General features: G+C 41.6%; 14 protein-coding genes. All 14 read left to right on the top strand.

Annotation, left to right across the window (positions count from 1 at the left end):
• Nucleotides 1–137 precede the first annotated feature (137 nt).
• A complete protein-coding gene (locus tag CYQ88_RS08750; RefSeq protein WP_158236035.1) occupies nucleotides 138–572 on the top strand; it encodes a flagellar protein FlaG in 435 nt (144 codons plus the stop codon).
• A gap of 186 nt (nucleotides 573–758) precedes the next feature.
• Complete coding sequence (locus CYQ88_RS08745) at nucleotides 759–1,685, top strand: flagellin (protein ID WP_101840978.1); 927 nt, start codon at nucleotides 759–761, stop codon at nucleotides 1,683–1,685.
• Between the two features lie 255 nt (nucleotides 1,686–1,940).
• Nucleotides 1,941–4,283 carry a flagellar filament capping protein FliD gene (gene fliD / locus CYQ88_RS08740; protein WP_101840977.1) on the top strand — a complete coding sequence of 781 codons (2,343 nt, stop codon included), beginning with the start codon at nucleotides 1,941–1,943 and terminating at the stop codon, nucleotides 4,281–4,283.
• 68 nt (nucleotides 4,284–4,351) lie between these two features.
• Nucleotides 4,352–4,789 carry a flagellar export chaperone FliS gene (fliS, locus tag CYQ88_RS08735; RefSeq protein WP_101840976.1) on the top strand — a complete coding sequence of 146 codons (438 nt, stop codon included), beginning with the start codon at nucleotides 4,352–4,354 and terminating at the stop codon, nucleotides 4,787–4,789.
• A 1-nt stretch (nucleotide 4,790) separates the two neighbouring features.
• The gene (locus CYQ88_RS08730) at nucleotides 4,791–5,090 is read left to right on the top strand and encodes a hypothetical protein (protein WP_101840975.1); all 300 of its coding nucleotides are present in this window, start codon (nucleotides 4,791–4,793) and stop codon (nucleotides 5,088–5,090) included.
• A gap of 201 nt (nucleotides 5,091–5,291) precedes the next feature.
• Nucleotides 5,292–6,395: a sigma-54-dependent Fis family transcriptional regulator gene (locus CYQ88_RS08725; protein WP_101840974.1), complete on the top strand. Its 1,104-nt coding sequence runs from the start codon at nucleotides 5,292–5,294 to the stop codon at nucleotides 6,393–6,395.
• Nucleotides 6,396–6,410: 15 nt separating this feature from the next.
• A complete protein-coding gene (locus CYQ88_RS08720; RefSeq protein WP_101840973.1) occupies nucleotides 6,411–7,583 on the top strand; it encodes a PAS domain-containing sensor histidine kinase in 1,173 nt (390 codons plus the stop codon).
• The gene (locus CYQ88_RS08715) at nucleotides 7,580–8,959 is read left to right on the top strand and encodes a sigma-54 dependent transcriptional regulator (RefSeq protein WP_101840972.1); all 1,380 of its coding nucleotides are present in this window, start codon (nucleotides 7,580–7,582) and stop codon (nucleotides 8,957–8,959) included. The genes CYQ88_RS08720 and CYQ88_RS08715 overlap by 4 nt, the downstream gene beginning before the upstream one ends.
• A 175-nt stretch (nucleotides 8,960–9,134) precedes the next feature.
• Complete coding sequence (gene fliE, locus CYQ88_RS08710) at nucleotides 9,135–9,467, top strand: flagellar hook-basal body complex protein FliE (RefSeq protein ID WP_101840971.1); 333 nt, start codon at nucleotides 9,135–9,137, stop codon at nucleotides 9,465–9,467.
• A gap of 32 nt (nucleotides 9,468–9,499) precedes the next feature.
• Nucleotides 9,500–11,185, top strand: a complete 1,686-nt coding sequence (gene fliF / locus CYQ88_RS08705; protein ID WP_101840970.1) for a flagellar basal-body MS-ring/collar protein FliF — start codon at nucleotides 9,500–9,502, stop codon at nucleotides 11,183–11,185.
• A 7-nt stretch (nucleotides 11,186–11,192) separates the two neighbouring features.
• A complete protein-coding gene (fliG, locus tag CYQ88_RS08700; RefSeq protein WP_101840969.1) occupies nucleotides 11,193–12,206 on the top strand; it encodes a flagellar motor switch protein FliG in 1,014 nt (337 codons plus the stop codon).
• Nucleotides 12,207–13,034 carry a FliH/SctL family protein gene (locus tag CYQ88_RS08695; RefSeq protein ID WP_101840968.1) on the top strand — a complete coding sequence of 276 codons (828 nt, stop codon included), beginning with the start codon at nucleotides 12,207–12,209 and terminating at the stop codon, nucleotides 13,032–13,034.
• Between the two features lie 14 nt (nucleotides 13,035–13,048).
• Entirely contained in the window at nucleotides 13,049–14,392 is a 1,344-nt protein-coding gene (gene fliI / locus CYQ88_RS08690; protein WP_101840967.1) for a flagellar protein export ATPase FliI, read from the top strand.
• A 37-nt stretch (nucleotides 14,393–14,429) separates the two neighbouring features.
• Nucleotides 14,430–14,876 carry a flagellar export protein FliJ gene (gene fliJ / locus CYQ88_RS08685; RefSeq protein ID WP_101840966.1) on the top strand — a complete coding sequence of 149 codons (447 nt, stop codon included), beginning with the start codon at nucleotides 14,430–14,432 and terminating at the stop codon, nucleotides 14,874–14,876.
• The last annotated feature ends 50 nt before the right edge of the window (nucleotides 14,877–14,926 follow it).

Below are 14,926 nucleotides of genomic sequence, written 5' to 3'. Positions count from 1 at the left end.
TCATCCAGTTTGAGGTGATAGGCCTTCCACTAAAATGGTTTTTAGAGTCAATGAGTTGATATAGTTTCCACAGGTTGACATCCTACTTTTTTAGTGGAATCATTGGGTTATGGTTTTACTAAAAAAGGAGAATGGTGATGGATATTCAAGCGACAAATACCGTAGATTATTCAAAAAAACCGTCTTCTAATGTGGACTCAGTTGTTCAGTCAGGTTCTCAAAATGGCCTTGCAAGTGCAAAATCCACTGAGACATCTGGTGCAACTTTAAAGAGTGCGGTAACCGAAAATGCTGAAATAGATGCGCAAAAAGCCGACGAATTATTGGTCAGCGTCAATGAAAAGGTAAAGGGGTTACAGAGTTTTTTAAAGTTTGAAAAAGATGAAGACACAGAGAAAATGGTTTTTTCGATTAAAAACAGCGAAACAGGCGAGGTCATTCGACAGATTCCTTCCAGGGATCTACTAGAAGTGTCGAAGCAGATTTCACAATATCTTGACCGGGTGCAGCAACAGGCACCTGGTGATCGGGCGGAAACCCCAATTGGATTACTAACTGATCAGATTGTTTAAGTATGATAGTTCCCTTGTGTTTAGCGGTCTTAGGACCGCTTTTTTTGTTTATGGCTTTTAAAAAGTGCAATTTTTTTCTAAAGAAATTTTGATAGAGCCGATAACTTGATTGAAGGCAGGGCACACTGCCTCAAAACTAAAAATAGATAAATCACACACAAGTTAGATATACAAGGGAGAAATATCATGGCAATGGTAATCAACACAAATATGGCATCACTCAATGCGGTAAGAACGTTAGACGCAACCTCGCGTGAACAATCAACTGCAATGGAACGCCTCACATCAGGTCTTAGAATCAACCGTGCAGCAGATGACGCAGCAGGACTTGCAGTTGCACAAGGTATGACTACTCAAATCCGTGGAACAGAAATGGCGATTCGTAACGCCAATGACGGTATTGGCATGTTGCAAACTCTAGATGGTGCGACTGAAGAAGTTATGAACATGATGCAAAGAATGCGTGAACTAGCCATACAGTCAATGAACGGTACCTACAGTATGGATAACCGTAAACAAATGGATTCAGAAATTATCCAGTTAAAAGGTGAAATCCAGCGCGTTGCAGATACTACCAAATTTAACGGAATGAATATTATGAACGCCAGTTCATTTGGATCTGCAGCGGTTGCAGCAACCTTTGCAGCAACTAGTGCTGGAGCGCTATCTGTCGCTACAGCCAATGCGTCAGCGATGAAAATTCATGCTGGTTGGGAAGGCGCATCAAATAACCGTATGGGGATTCCAATGCTTAACTTCTCATCACTCAGTGCGATTGGTGCAGCAATAGGGTTGGCTAACTCAGGTATCTCAACTTATGCATCAGCAGCGATTAAAGCCTCGGTTGCGTTGACTACATTTGATACAGGGTTATCTGTATTAAAAACGATGCGTGCGACTTGGGGTGCGTTACAAAATCGACTAGAGTCAACGGTATCGAATTTACAAAATATTAATGAAAACATTAATGAATCACGCTCCAGAATTATGGATGCGAACTTTGCAATAGAAAGTGCAAGCTTGGCGAGAACCCAAGTATTGCAACAAGCAGGGATGAGCATGCTGAGTCAAGCGAACCAACAATCTCAGCAAGTATTATCGCTATTGCAATAAGTTAACAGTTAGTCTCCCAATTTAAGTTGGGAGGCACACCAAATTTAATAGCAATGACAATGATTATGAACGCGTAAGTAAGCGTTCCCCTTGTGTTTAGCGGTTTTATAGCCGCTTTTTTTGTTTTTATAACTCAGTATTAAAGATTTATTGTTGTTTGCCGATATAATAAATAACATAAGGATTGGCACTTTTGCTGCTTGAAATAAATATCCTATAATTAAATTATATTGTTCCTGACCAGGAGACAGAATTATGGCTAATGAAATTGGCTCAACATTATTGAATTCACTGACAAACAGCACATTTGATATTGGTAATATGGCCAAGGTATTGGCAGAGGCAGATGTTGCCACCCAACGCGGTATTGTCGAAAAAGGGAATACAAAAGCGACTACAGAATTAAGTGCATTGAAGTATTTAGAGGTCAATTTAAATGCATTTAATTCTTATGTAACGGATTTGTCTTCCCCCGATATTTTTCTAGAAAAACAAGTTTCTTCAACAGATGAAACTGCGGTTACGGCAACGGCATCTACAACTGCGGTTGCTGGCTCTTTTTCTGTTATTGCTGAACAACTGGCTCAATCCCATACCCAGGTAGCAAATCAATCGTTTTCATCTCAATATGATAGCCTGACAAATGGAACTTTTACCATTAATGTTGGTGGGCAGGTACATAATATTACAGTAGATGCAACCAATAATACCTTGGAGGGGCTGCAAAAAACGATAAATAACGGCGATTATGGGATTACCGCTTCAGTCATTAATAATGGCGGTAGTTATCAGATGATGTTTTCTTCAAAGAATTCAGGTGCTAGTGGTGAGTTTTCAGTGTCTGGAATCACAGAATTTGATACGTTAGGATTGACAACAACCGTTGAAGCACAAGATGCGATTATGAACATGAATGGCGTGTCAATTACCAGTAGCACCAATACGTTTGAAGGGGTTATTGATGGTGTTAGTATTAATCTTAATTCAGCAAAACCTGGACAAGTCAATACCATTAATATTTCTCAAGATGCTACTAAGGTTACAGACACAATTAAAAGTTTTGTCGATGTCTATAACCAATTAGAAACTATTTTTGATGAAATGGGCGCTTATGATGCGTCTAAATATACTGAAGAAGAGTTGCAGTCTGATCAATATCTTTATTATGGGGATCTTGCTGGGAATAACATATTGCGTCAAATTCGCTCGGAGTTAAAAAATACTCTATCTGGCGCAATTAACGAAATTTCTGGCAATATTAACTCATTAGGGGTTGTTGGGATCAGCTTTGCATTAGATGGGCAAATGCAATTAGATGAGACCAAACTGAATGATGTTGCTGCTAGCGATGTTTCGGCATTTGCAGCTTTGTTTGCAACTGGCGGAAGTAGCACAGATACATTGGTAAATGTGTTAGGCGGGTCGGATAAAACACAAACAGGTACTTATGCGTTAGACATTACTCAGTTGGCAACCCGAGCTCAGACAGCAGGGAATGCAGCAACCGTGTCAACGGATGAACAAGTTTCTGGCGATAAAATTACCAATAGTGCTAACGCATCTATCATTGATGTGGGTGCGAGTTTAGATATTACGATTGGTGGGGTTAATCAAAATATTGACCTTTCAGCATTGGCGCAAAATTACAACTCAAAAGATGAGGTTGCGACGGCATTACAGGGGGCTTTAGATACTGCTTTTGGTGGTAGCGTTGCGACGGTCAGCTATGATGTTGCTCAATCTCGATTTGAAATTGCAGCAAATTCTGGGCAGGGTGCTGTGACGGTGAATTCTGCGACAGGTCTGGTTAATCAAGGTTTTCAGCAAGCAACTGCATATGCAGGTGAAGGATTGGTTGATCTTACTGCTGCTCCAGTGAGCTTTGATATTAAGGTTGATGACTCTATTTCAACCACGATAAATATTGCTCAACAACGCTATACCTTGAATGAATTAGCCAGTGTTATGGCCAGTAATATTAACGCGAATACAGACGTGAGTACCAACGGCAATTCTGTGACTGTATCAGCGACAGGTGGGGCGTTATCAATTGCTTCCAACCGTTTTGGTGGCTATTCATCAATTGATATTACAAATGTGTCTGCCGGTTTTGCTAATGCTGGTTTTGCGGCTAATTTGACGGCAACAGGACAGTCTGTTGATGGTACCTTAACGACGGCTTCAGGAACGATCAATATCGGTGCTTATGCGGATTCGACTGATGGACGACGAATTAATATTAGTGATTTTGCAGTTATTGGTACTAATGATGCTGAGGTTAGAGGATTAAGTTTCGAAGTGCTTGGTGGCGCAATTGGTGCGAGAGGGAATCTCAGTTTTTCAAAAGGATTTGCCAGTCGGTTAGAAGAAACGGTAAATAATTATTTTGATACTGACACAGGTTTAATTGCTCGAAGAACCGATGCATTAGATACCAAAATCGAAAACTATAAGGAACGCAATACAGCACTTGATGAACGATATGATAAACTTGAAGCCAAATACCGGCTACAGTTTTCTATGCTTCAGTCGATTATGTCTAATGCTGAAGCAACCCGCAGTCAATTAACTGCTCAATTTAGTAACAATAATAATTAATGCTCTTTAGTCGAGAACTAAGGTGTAGTGACTTATAAATAAAACAAGACATAGAAAGGGAAATCAAAGTGAGCTTACTTCAAAAACAACAATTTGCGAAACAGTACGCAAACAACTATGTTGAAACGTCTGTTTCAGAAGCCACGCCGCATAAGTTAATTGAAATGTTATATGACGGGGCTTTGAAGAATATTAAGTTGGTTAAAATTTTTATGGAGCAGAAGAACTTTGAGAAAAAATCAGAACATATGAATAAACTGCTCTCAATTGTATTGAACTTGAGAGAAGGCGTTGATTTAGAAAAAGGGGGTGAAGTTGCGGCTAATTTATATGGTTTATATGATTACTGTTATCGTCAATTAATCAAAGCATCCTTTAAAAATGATACGGTGATTTTGGATGAAATTAACGAATACTTGTCTGGGTTGAGTGAAGCATGGAAAGAACTGCCCTCAGCTTATAAAAAATTATCGAAAGATCAAATTGAAAAGATGGGAGCTCACTAAGGTGCCGTCACTGGCCTTAACGAAAATTACGCTGTTATCAGAGTCAAAAAATTTGTTAACAGCGATTGAATCTGAGTCTTGGCAAGAGTACGTTGCGTTGAATTCTATGTTTCAGCAACACCTATCTGAAGCGATAGAGGAGTACAAGCATGCGTTGGACGATACCTTGAAAGAGTTGGCTCGAGATAATGATCAAATTCAAGAGTTGGTTAAATGCAAGCAACAATCCTTATTGGAGGAGAGTAAGGCTGATTTTAAACGGTTAAAGCAATTGAAAGCATATGTTACACCAGCTGAGTAGTAACAAGCTTTTTTCAACAAAGTTATCGGAATTCTTCGCCTGTTCTGTTGTTGCCTATACCATTGGCACTCAATCAAGATTTTATTTCAAGTTCAATTGACATAAAATAAATTCGCATTTAAAAGTAGCCAAAATTTTGACATCTATGCCAAAAGCCGTTATAAAGACTATATTCAGTCTGTTAATAGTGATGGCAACCTAATGCAACAAACACTTTTACCTAACCTCGTTGGCGCTGGGCCAGCAATGCAACAAGTCAAAAAGCTCATCCATCAAGTCGCAAATACCGATGCATCGGTTCTTATTCTCGGCGAGTCAGGAACGGGAAAAGAAGTGGTCGCTCAAGCCTTACACTCTATTTCAATCCGTTCTGAAAAGGCCTTTATTCCTATTAATTGTGGTGCAATCCCTGGAGAACTGCTGGAGTCAGAGTTATTTGGTCATGAAAAAGGGGCCTTTACTGGGGCAATTACCGCTCGAAAAGGGCGTTTTGAAATGGCCGAAAAGGGCACGATCTTTTTGGATGAGATCGGTGACATGCCATTACCGATGCAGGTTAAATTACTTCGCGTCTTGCAAGAACGAATATATGAACGTGTTGGTGGCAACAAAAGCTTTGAGTGCGATGTTCGAGTGATCGCAGCAACGCACCGAAATTTAGAAGATAATATTTCGGATGGAACCTTTCGAGAAGATTTATTTTATCGTTTGAATGTGTTTCCTATTGAAATGCCGTCTTTAAGAGAAAGACCTGAAGATATTCCAGAATTGTTTGATTTTATGTTTAAAAAAATTCAGGATTCTGGGCGTAAAATTCCAAATTTATCTCAAACGGCATTGATTGCCTTACAAAATTATCATTGGCCAGGAAATGTCCGTGAATTAGGAAACCTAGCGGAAAGATTATCTATTTTGTTTCCTGGTTTGAATGTGGGTTATGATGATTTGCCGGTAAAATATCAAGTCGAACTTGACGGAAATGAAGTTTTAAAACAGGCAGAACCGCCGATAAATTCAGATGTTAGTGTGCAAGCTGATTCTTCCGATATTGACACAGGCACTTCAGCTAAAACGATTTCCGAATCGGAAGAGAGCAAACCTTCATCCATAGAATCTCAAACCAGTGACTTGTCTCCAAATTTAAGTGATGGCTTGGATTTGAAGTCCTATTTAGTTGAGATGGAGGTACAATTAATTCAAAAGGCATTAGAGCAGACGGAAGGGAATGTTTCCCAGGCGGCAAAACTGCTGCAAACTAACCGAACAACACTGGTCGAAAAGATCCGTAAATTCAATTTAAATTAATCTTAAGGCCCCATCGTGAGCACAAACGATAATTCTGTTGAAAAAGAAAGACTCACAGAGCTGGAGGCGGCTTTTGAGTTATTTAACCAGACCTCGTTTCAGTTGACGCATGCGTATGAGGCGCTACAAAATCAAGTTGAAGATCTGCAGGCTCAGTTAGCTGAAAGTAATCGTGAAAAAATTCATGTTGGAGAGCGACTTGAACAGTTGTTGAATCTATTACCAGCAGGTGTGATCGTGTTAAACGCGGATGGTCTTTTGGTGGATATGAACCCTGCAGCCCAGAAAATTCTAGGCGCTGATGCACTTGGTCGTCACTGGGATGTGGTGATGCGAAATGTTTTCCTGGTTAAAAATGATGCAGGCGAACTCATTACCCACAATCAAACGGTTTATCAGTTATCGGAGTCGCCATTAAATCTTGCGTATGACGGTGAAAATATGTCAGGTAAAATATTACTGATTCAAGATGTGACCGATGCACGAGACCTCCAGCGGCATATGAGTCGCCATCAGCGATTAAGTTCAATGGGGGAAATGGCCGCTTCACTAGCACATCAAATTCGAACGCCGCTCGCATCCGCTCTGTTATATGTGTCGCAGCTTTCTTCTCCGCAGTTGGATAGTGATAAGCGTGAAAAATTTATCGGTAAGACCTTAAATAGTTTGCGGCACTTAGAGTCACTTGTTAATGATATGTTGCAATATGCAAAAGGTGGAAAAGCGAAAAATCATAAAGTGGAGATTGATCGCTTATTGAAGGCACTCAAGCAAGCGATTGAACCCAAAATACAACTATCCAAAAGTGAAGTCTTTTTTGAACAAAATCAACCAGGTCTAGCCGTTTTAGGGGATGAGGATGGTCTATTAACTGCTCTTGAGAATCTAGTGAGTAATGCAGTTGAAATTGTGCAATCAGGCGCGAAAATATATATCAAAGCTGAGCGAGAGGCTCAACAGCTGGTTTTATCTGTTCGAGATAATGGCCCAGGGATAACAGCAGAGATGAATGAAAAGGTCTTCGAACCTTTTTATACCAGTCGGGCTCAAGGAACGGGGTTAGGGCTAGCGGTTGTAAGGGCTGTTGCAGAAGCCCATGATGGAGAAGTCTGGGTGAAGTCGGTGGAAGGAAATGGTGCCGAGTTTGGAATACGTTTGCCACTGTTGTTGACTGAGGAGAAAGCATGAGTATTGCAAAGATTTTGGTGGTTGAAGACGATAGCGAGTTGCAAGAAGCCCTAGTGGATACGCTGGAGTTAAATGGATTTGACGTTGTGGCAGTCAGTTCAGCAGAAGATGCGTTGGTCGCACTTGATGATGAAATTGCAATGATATTTACCGATATTCGAATGGACGGGATGGATGGTTATGAGTTGATGACTCGTATTCGAGCGATTAAACCTTTTTTGCCGATTGTATTAATGACCGCCTATGGAACTGTCGAGCAAGCGGTTGATGCTATGAAATCTGGGGCAGTCGATTATATTTTGAAACCGTTTGAAGCCGATGTGTTAGTTGAAAAAGCTAAGTCATATTTTTATCGAGATGCTTCGCTAGATGAAGATTTTGTTGTCGCTGATCCGGCAACCATTCAGTTAAAAACCTTGGCACAAAAAGTTGCGGAAAGTGATGCGACCGTTATGATTACGGGTGAAAGTGGAACGGGTAAAGAAGTCTTAGCACGATTTATTCATAATCACTCAACACGGAAAAAGGAACCCTTTATCGCAATTAACTGCGCGGCTATTCCTGAAAATATGCTGGAAGCAACTTTGTTTGGATACGAAAAGGGTGCGTTTACAGGTGCACTCAAAGCCATGCCGGGTAAGTTTGAGTTGGCACAAAATGGCACGATTTTCTTAGATGAAATTGGCGAAATGAAACCTGAATTACAGGCGAAATTGTTGCGTGTGCTTCAAGAACGAGAAGTCGAGCGGATTGGTAGTTCAAAAGTCATTAAATTAGACGTTCGAGTGTTAAGTGCTTCTAATGTTGACATGAAGGCCGCTATTGCAGCAGGAGACTTCAGAGAAGATTTGTTTTATCGTTTAAATGTCTTTCCTATGCGATTACCGCCATTGCGTGATCGTCCGAAAGATATTGCCGCGATTACCGAGCGTTTATTGCAACGTCACTGTGGCGGACGACGAGTTGAACCAATGATTTCAGCTCCTGCTATGCGAGCCTTAATTCAGTATGGATGGCCAGGAAATATTCGAGAACTGGATAATGTTATTCAACGGGCGTTGGTGATGATGTCGGGTGAAACTATTCAGTTACAAGATATTTTTCTAGATGAAAATTTATCAAATTTGACCGCATCAGAGCCTGCGGGATCTGTCGATGAAAAAGAAGCGATGACAACAGTTAATTCAACTGTAGTGAATGTCGATTTGGCACCTGTTTCAACCGATCTAAAAGAACGTGAAGTTCAAATTATTTTGGAAACCTTGAAAGCCAATAATGGGCATCGTCAAAAAACGGCAGAGGCGCTGAATATTAGTCCACGCACTTTGCGTTATAAGTTAGCAAAATTTAAAGAGCAGGGCTTGGAAGTAGTATGAATTCGTTTAAGGCTTTGTTAAACTAGCAACAAGTAAACAGCGCATTTGATGTGGGTGATAAGCAATTTTTTGACAGTCTCTATGGCATGACAATTGCTTTTTGTGTCATAATCCTAGTTGTTTTTGATTCACTGCATTTTTTGAGTGAATATTTTATGCGGAGTTACCTTTAAAAATGAATAATACCGTTGATACTCAAAGCTTAATGTTACAAATGCGGAGTTTGGCTGCAGAAGCAGCATCGCAGACACAGCCTGTTGTGCAGGCGGAAAAAGGAACTCAGAGTGCGGAAAATTTTGCCGACCTATTGTCCAAGTCGGTGGATGCGGTTGCCGTAGAGCAAAATAAATCTGGTGCAATGAAAAAATCCTTTGAAAAAGGGGAGGATGTTGACTTGACGGATGTTATGGTTCAAGCACAAAAAGCCAGTTTATCTTTTCAAGCAATGACACAAGTTAGAAATAAGTTGGTTGATGCTTATAAAGAAATTAAGAACATGCCGATTTAAATTCACTCACTAATTGAGAGACGTTATTATAAATGCCTGATCAACCCACTCTTGATCCCAGCCTAGATGCAAAAAATGCCGAAGGCTCGCCTCTCTTAAAAAATCTAACCTCTTTATCTGTCGCCAAACAAGTGAGTTTGGTCATCACCTTAGCGGCAAGTGTTGCCCTAGCTGTTGGCATTATCCTATGGGCGCAATCCCCGCAATATTCACTTCTGTTTGGCAATATGGATGCCAAAGACATGTCGGAAGTGGTTCAAACATTAGATCAGGAAAAAATTCCCTATAAATTAGACCAGGGTTCAGGGGCTATTTTAGTTCCGAATGACCAGGTTCATGGTTTAAGACTGAAGTTGGCCGCACAAGGCTTTCCCAAGCAAGCCCCAACGGGATATCAATTATTAGACATTGACCAAGGTTTTGGTATTTCACAATTTAAGGAAACGACCCGTTATCAACGGGCTATTGAAGGTGAGTTGGCTAAGTCGGTTTCCAGCATTAATTCCGTTAAGTCGGCTAGAGTAATTTTAGGCATGCCTAAACGCTCTGTTTTTGTGAGAAAGCAAGAAGATCCAACCGCCTCGGTTGCTGTTAAGCTTTACCCTGGACGTTCACTAAGTGAAGAACAAGTTAGCGCAATCGTTTATTTAGTCTCATCTAGTATTCCGAATATGAAGCCCAAAGGGGTCACAGTTGTTGACCAACAAGGCAATTTATTGACGAGTGATTTTCAATCAGGAATCATGAATGTTAGTTTAAAGCAGTTGGGATATACGCGTCAGGTTGAAAATACGCTATCACAACGCATTGTTACCTTGTTGACGCCTGTTGCCGGTGGTGGGCATAAAGTTCGAGCACAAGTGACCGCTGAACTGGACTTTACCCAACAAGAACAGACGCGTGAAAACTATGAACCTGATCCGTCCGCCATTCGATCTGAGCAAGAAATAAAGGAAGTTAACCGCTCAACGGGGCCTAAAGGTATTCCTGGTGCTTTAACCAATCAGCCACCAGGAGCCGGCATTGCGCCAGAAGAGGGATATCAGCCAGATGATGGTGGTTCTGGCATTAACAACTCATCAGAGAAAAGAACTAAGAATTATGAGTTGGATCGGACGGTGAGCCATATTAAAAATTCTGTTGGCGCAATTCGACGACTTTCTGTTGCGGTGGTAATTGATAACAAAACACAACTAAATGATGACGGCGAATCGATCAGTGTGCCTTTAACCGATGAAGAGTTGTCGAGCTATCGACAGTTGGTGAGTGACGCGGTTGGTTTAGACTCAACTCGAGGTGACACCTTGAGTATTGTTAATGCCTCGTTTGTTGAAGAAGTACAGGAGCGTTATGAGTCGCCACCAGTTTGGGAAGCGCCTTGGTTCTGGAACCTAATCAAACAAGTATTGGCAGGCCTGGCTGTTTTAATCATTATTTTTGGTGTTATCCGTCCAATGCTGAGAGATTTGTCAAAACGCGATGAACTGGTTCCGGATTATTTAGAAGATGTTCCAGAAGAAAAAGAAGACGTTCGAAATTCAGCTGAAATTTCCAAAGCGCTTGAACAAATGAATGAGGAAGTTGGTAAGCAAGCCGAAGAGGCGAACTTAACTTCAGAAAAAGATAAAGAAATGTTAGAGAAGGTTAAGGCGATTGTTTCTGCTGATCCAAAACTGGCTGCGCATATTATCAAGCAATGGATCTCTAAAAAGGGTTAGTTGAATCATGGTAGAAATTGAGGAATATCAGGAAAGTAATTTAACGGGGCTGGAAAAAGCCTCAATTTTGCTACTTGCTTTAGGGAAAGACTCTGCGACAAAAGTGCTTGCCCATCTTAACCCTAGAGAGGTTCAGCAAATTGGGACGGCCATGACGGATGTTTCTGAAGTTTCTCATACCGATATTGCGTCGGTTATGCAAAGCTTTATGAACGAGTTTGGTGAAGATGCCCTGGGCGTTAACCCAACTGAGTATGCACAGTCGTTAATGGTCGATGCTTTGGGCGATGGTGGTGGCGGTTTAATGGATGCCGCTTTGCTGGGTGACCAAGTAAAAGGTCTTGAAGCGCTGAAATGGATGCATCCCGCAACCATATCCAATATGCTTAAAAATGAACATCCCCAGGTGATTGCGATTGTGTTGTCTTATTTTGAACCAGACTTGTCGGCTGAAATTTTGGCAGGGATTCCCGAACGTTTCCAGTCTGAAGTGGTTTATCGTATCGCAACCCTATCAACGATTCAGCCAAGAGCCCTGTTTGATTTGAATGATGTACTTGAAAGGGCTTCCAGTGACGGTGAAGGGGGCAAATTGGCAACGATTGGTGGCGAAAAACGTGCGGCTGAAATATTGAACTTGGTGGGTAGTGGTATTGATACTAAGGTGTTGGACGATATTGCTATTGAACATGAAGATGTCAGTAAGGGGATTCAAGATAAAATGTTTGTCTTTGAAGATATCAGTGGTATTGACCCTCGCGGTATTCAAACCTTATTGGGTGAAGTACCAAATGACATTTTGAAAGTGGCCTTAAAAGGTGCCGATCAGAAGATGACCGAATTAATTTTGAGCAATATGTCAAAACGCCAAGCAGAAATGTTGCGCGAAGAGTTGGAAATGAGTGGCCCAGTGAAGTTGAGCGATGTCGAAGACGCGCAAAGAAATATTATTCAAACGGTTAGACGTTTAGCGGATGAAGATAAGTTGATGATGCCTGGTGGTGCCGAGGAATTTGTGTAGATGGCGACGCCAAAAGACACAGGGGTTACTTCCGGTGTCCCTGATAAGCCAGTGGAAGCATTGCCCGTCGCAAACTTAATCAGTGCTGATGAAGTTGCCGCACCAGAAGTCAAAACCTGGAAATACCAAGATTTGGCTCAAAAAGAACCCAATGACAAAAAAGTGGTTGATGCGGAGCTTAAAGAAAAAATTCGCCAGGAAATGCAGCCTGAGATTCAAAAACAGGCCGAAATTCTTAAAGCAGAAACTTATGAAAAAGCGCATGCCGAAGGGTATGAAGCCGGGTTTATCGAAGGATCTGAAGCGGGAAAGAAACAAGCCTATGAAGCAGTGGAAGCAGAAGCAAAACAGCTCTTATCGGAGCAAGTTAAATCTCTCCAAAATTTGATTGAATCCATGGGTGAACCTTATCAACTTATTTCTGAGTCGGTGTTTGAATCTTTATCGAGGCTGGCATTGGAAATGGCAGCAAAAGTAGTTGAAGTTGATATTCAATTACATCAAGATTGGGTATTAAAAGCCTTGCATGAAGCCATTGCTAAGTTACCAGAAGATTCAGAGCATTTGGATATTCAAGTGCACCCTGATGATTTGGCGGTGATCGAAAAATATCAACAGACTGAACAAAAAAAATGGCGCATATCGGCAGATTCAGACCTACCAAAAGGCAGTTGCCGTGTTAAACATAAATCATCAGTTGTCGTCAATAACTGGCAGCTTCGTCTAAAGTCATTTATGGAAGAAACCGACACTTTGGTTTCGAAATTGGCTGTTGAGCCAGATTCTCTTAATTCATCGACAAAACCAACTAGCCAATCAGGCGATTGAGCGAGGGTGATATCATGAAGCCCTTATTGAACCAGTTTTTATCACACCGACTCTCCGCACTTTCGAAACGCTTGCCAGAAAAAAGCCCTTTAGCTGTCGAAGGACGTTTAGTTAGAATGGTCGGCATGACCTTAGAAGTGGTTGGAACCTATGCCCCCATTGGCTCAAGATGTCAGATTTATGCAAGTGATCAAGCACCTGTGGAAGCAGAGGTGGTTGGTTTTAGTAATGATCGACTGTATTTAATGCCAATAGGTCACATTCATGGTTTGGAGCCGAATGCGCGTGTAGTACCGCTAGCTGGTGGGATTAAGGTCGGTGTCAGTCGCTCGTTGCTTGGCAGAGTCATTGATGGAGCTGGTAACCCTTTAGATGATAAAGGCCCCATTGCTTATGAAAAACGGGTGTCTTTGACGGGCCAAAAAATTAACCCCTTGTTGCGTGCCCCCATTCAGTCGCCATTGGACGTAGGGGTTAAAACCATTAATGGTTTATTGACCTTAGGAAAAGGCCAAAGGGTCGGGTTACTGGCTGGAACCGGTGTCGGTAAAAGTGTCCTGCTGGGTATGATGACTCGCTTTACGGATGCAGAGGTCGTTGTGGTTGGGCTCGTAGGTGAGCGTGGTCGAGAAGTGAATGATTTCGTTCGACATAACTTGGGTGAAGAGGGATTAAAAAGAGCGGTCGTTGTGGCAACACCTGCCGATGACCCGCCGCTAATGCGGTTGCATGGTGCTATGTTAGCAACCTCGATTGCCGAGTACTTTCGAGACCAAGGCAAAGATGTCTTGTTGTTGATGGACTCCTTAACCCGGTTTGCACAAGCGCAGCGCGAAATCGCACTTGCAGTTGGCGAACCCCCTGCTAGCAAGGGGTATCCTCCTTCCGTCTTTGCGAAACTCCCTCAGTTAGTCGAAAGAGCGGGAAATGGCGCTAAGCACTCTGGCTCCATAACGGCAATTTATACCGTTTTAGCAGAAGGTGATGATGAAAATGATCCCGTGGTTGATTCGGCCAGAGGGGTGTTAGATGGTCATATTTTATTATCACGACAAATTGCTGACTCTGGCCGGTATCCGGCAATTGATATAGAGTCATCTATCAGCCGTGTTATGATTGATATTGTTCCTGCTGAACAAGTTCAATTGGCTAGAAGGTTTAAACAACTTTATTCAATTTATCAACAAAACCAGGATTTAATTAGTATTGGTGCTTATCGACAAGGGTCAGATCCTGCGATTGATGAGGCAATAGCCAAACAGCCACAGTTGGCTAACTTCTTATCTCAATCAATGACTGAGTCTTATACTGTTGAACAGAGCTTAAGTGGCCTAAAAGCTTCTCTTGAAACGACTTGACGCTTCTATCAATGTACAAAAGGATAGAGGGTGACCAATGAAAGCAAAAATTGAGCGCTTTGAAATGCTCGTTGACCTAGCACAAAATGATCTGGATCAGGCTAGGGAAAATGTGCTTATATTGAGGCAGCAATGCGATTCCCATCAAATGCAACTGGATTCACTCAAAGAGTATCAATCGGGTTATTTAGCTTCGGTTTACCAAAACAAGCAAGTTAATTCAGCGCAAATTGTCGCCACTCAAGCTTTTATTGAGAAGGTGAATACTGCCATTTCCTCTCAACAAGAACAGGTTAATCAAGCACAACAAGCCTTAAAGGATGCCGAAGCCTATTGGATTGAACAAAAAGCTCGACATCAAGCAATGACTTCGTTATTGCAAAAACTCAAGAAAGATCAAACGATTAAATTAGCAAAACAAGAGCAAAAAACGCTAGATGAGTTGGCGTCCCAAAAATTTTATCACGACCAAAAAAAACACTAACCTCTTCACATATATTTTGAATTGGCTTGTTAGTTGCTTGTTACTTTTCA

Source organism: Hydrogenovibrio sp. SC-1, from assembly GCF_002848135.1.
Classification (GTDB): domain Bacteria; phylum Pseudomonadota; class Gammaproteobacteria; order Thiomicrospirales; family Thiomicrospiraceae; genus Hydrogenovibrio.
Note: the sequence above shows the minus strand (reverse complement) of the source record. Positions and strands in the feature narration are given on the sequence as shown.

Excerpts from the sequence above, each read along its gene's own strand:
- fliE (WP_101840971.1), top strand. The coding sequence starts at position 9,135 with ATGAATAATACCGTTGATACTCAAAGCTTAATGTTACAAATGCGGAGT.
- fliF (WP_101840970.1), top strand. The coding sequence starts at position 9,500 with ATGCCTGATCAACCCACTCTTGATCCCAGCCTAGATGCAAAAAATGCC.
- fliI (WP_101840967.1), top strand. The coding sequence starts at position 13,049 with ATGAAGCCCTTATTGAACCAGTTTTTATCACACCGACTCTCCGCACTT.
- CYQ88_RS08725 (WP_101840974.1), top strand. The coding sequence starts at position 5,292 with ATGCAACAAACACTTTTACCTAACCTCGTTGGCGCTGGGCCAGCAATG.
- fliD (WP_101840977.1), top strand. The coding sequence starts at position 1,941 with ATGGCTAATGAAATTGGCTCAACATTATTGAATTCACTGACAAACAGC.
- CYQ88_RS08715 (WP_101840972.1), top strand. The coding sequence starts at position 7,580 with ATGAGTATTGCAAAGATTTTGGTGGTTGAAGACGATAGCGAGTTGCAA.
- CYQ88_RS08750 (WP_158236035.1), top strand. The coding sequence starts at position 138 with ATGGATATTCAAGCGACAAATACCGTAGATTATTCAAAAAAACCGTCT.
- fliG (WP_101840969.1), top strand. The coding sequence starts at position 11,193 with ATGGTAGAAATTGAGGAATATCAGGAAAGTAATTTAACGGGGCTGGAA.
- CYQ88_RS08695 (WP_101840968.1), top strand. The coding sequence starts at position 12,207 with ATGGCGACGCCAAAAGACACAGGGGTTACTTCCGGTGTCCCTGATAAG.
- fliJ (WP_101840966.1), top strand. The coding sequence starts at position 14,430 with ATGAAAGCAAAAATTGAGCGCTTTGAAATGCTCGTTGACCTAGCACAA.
- CYQ88_RS08745 (WP_101840978.1), top strand. The coding sequence starts at position 759 with ATGGCAATGGTAATCAACACAAATATGGCATCACTCAATGCGGTAAGA.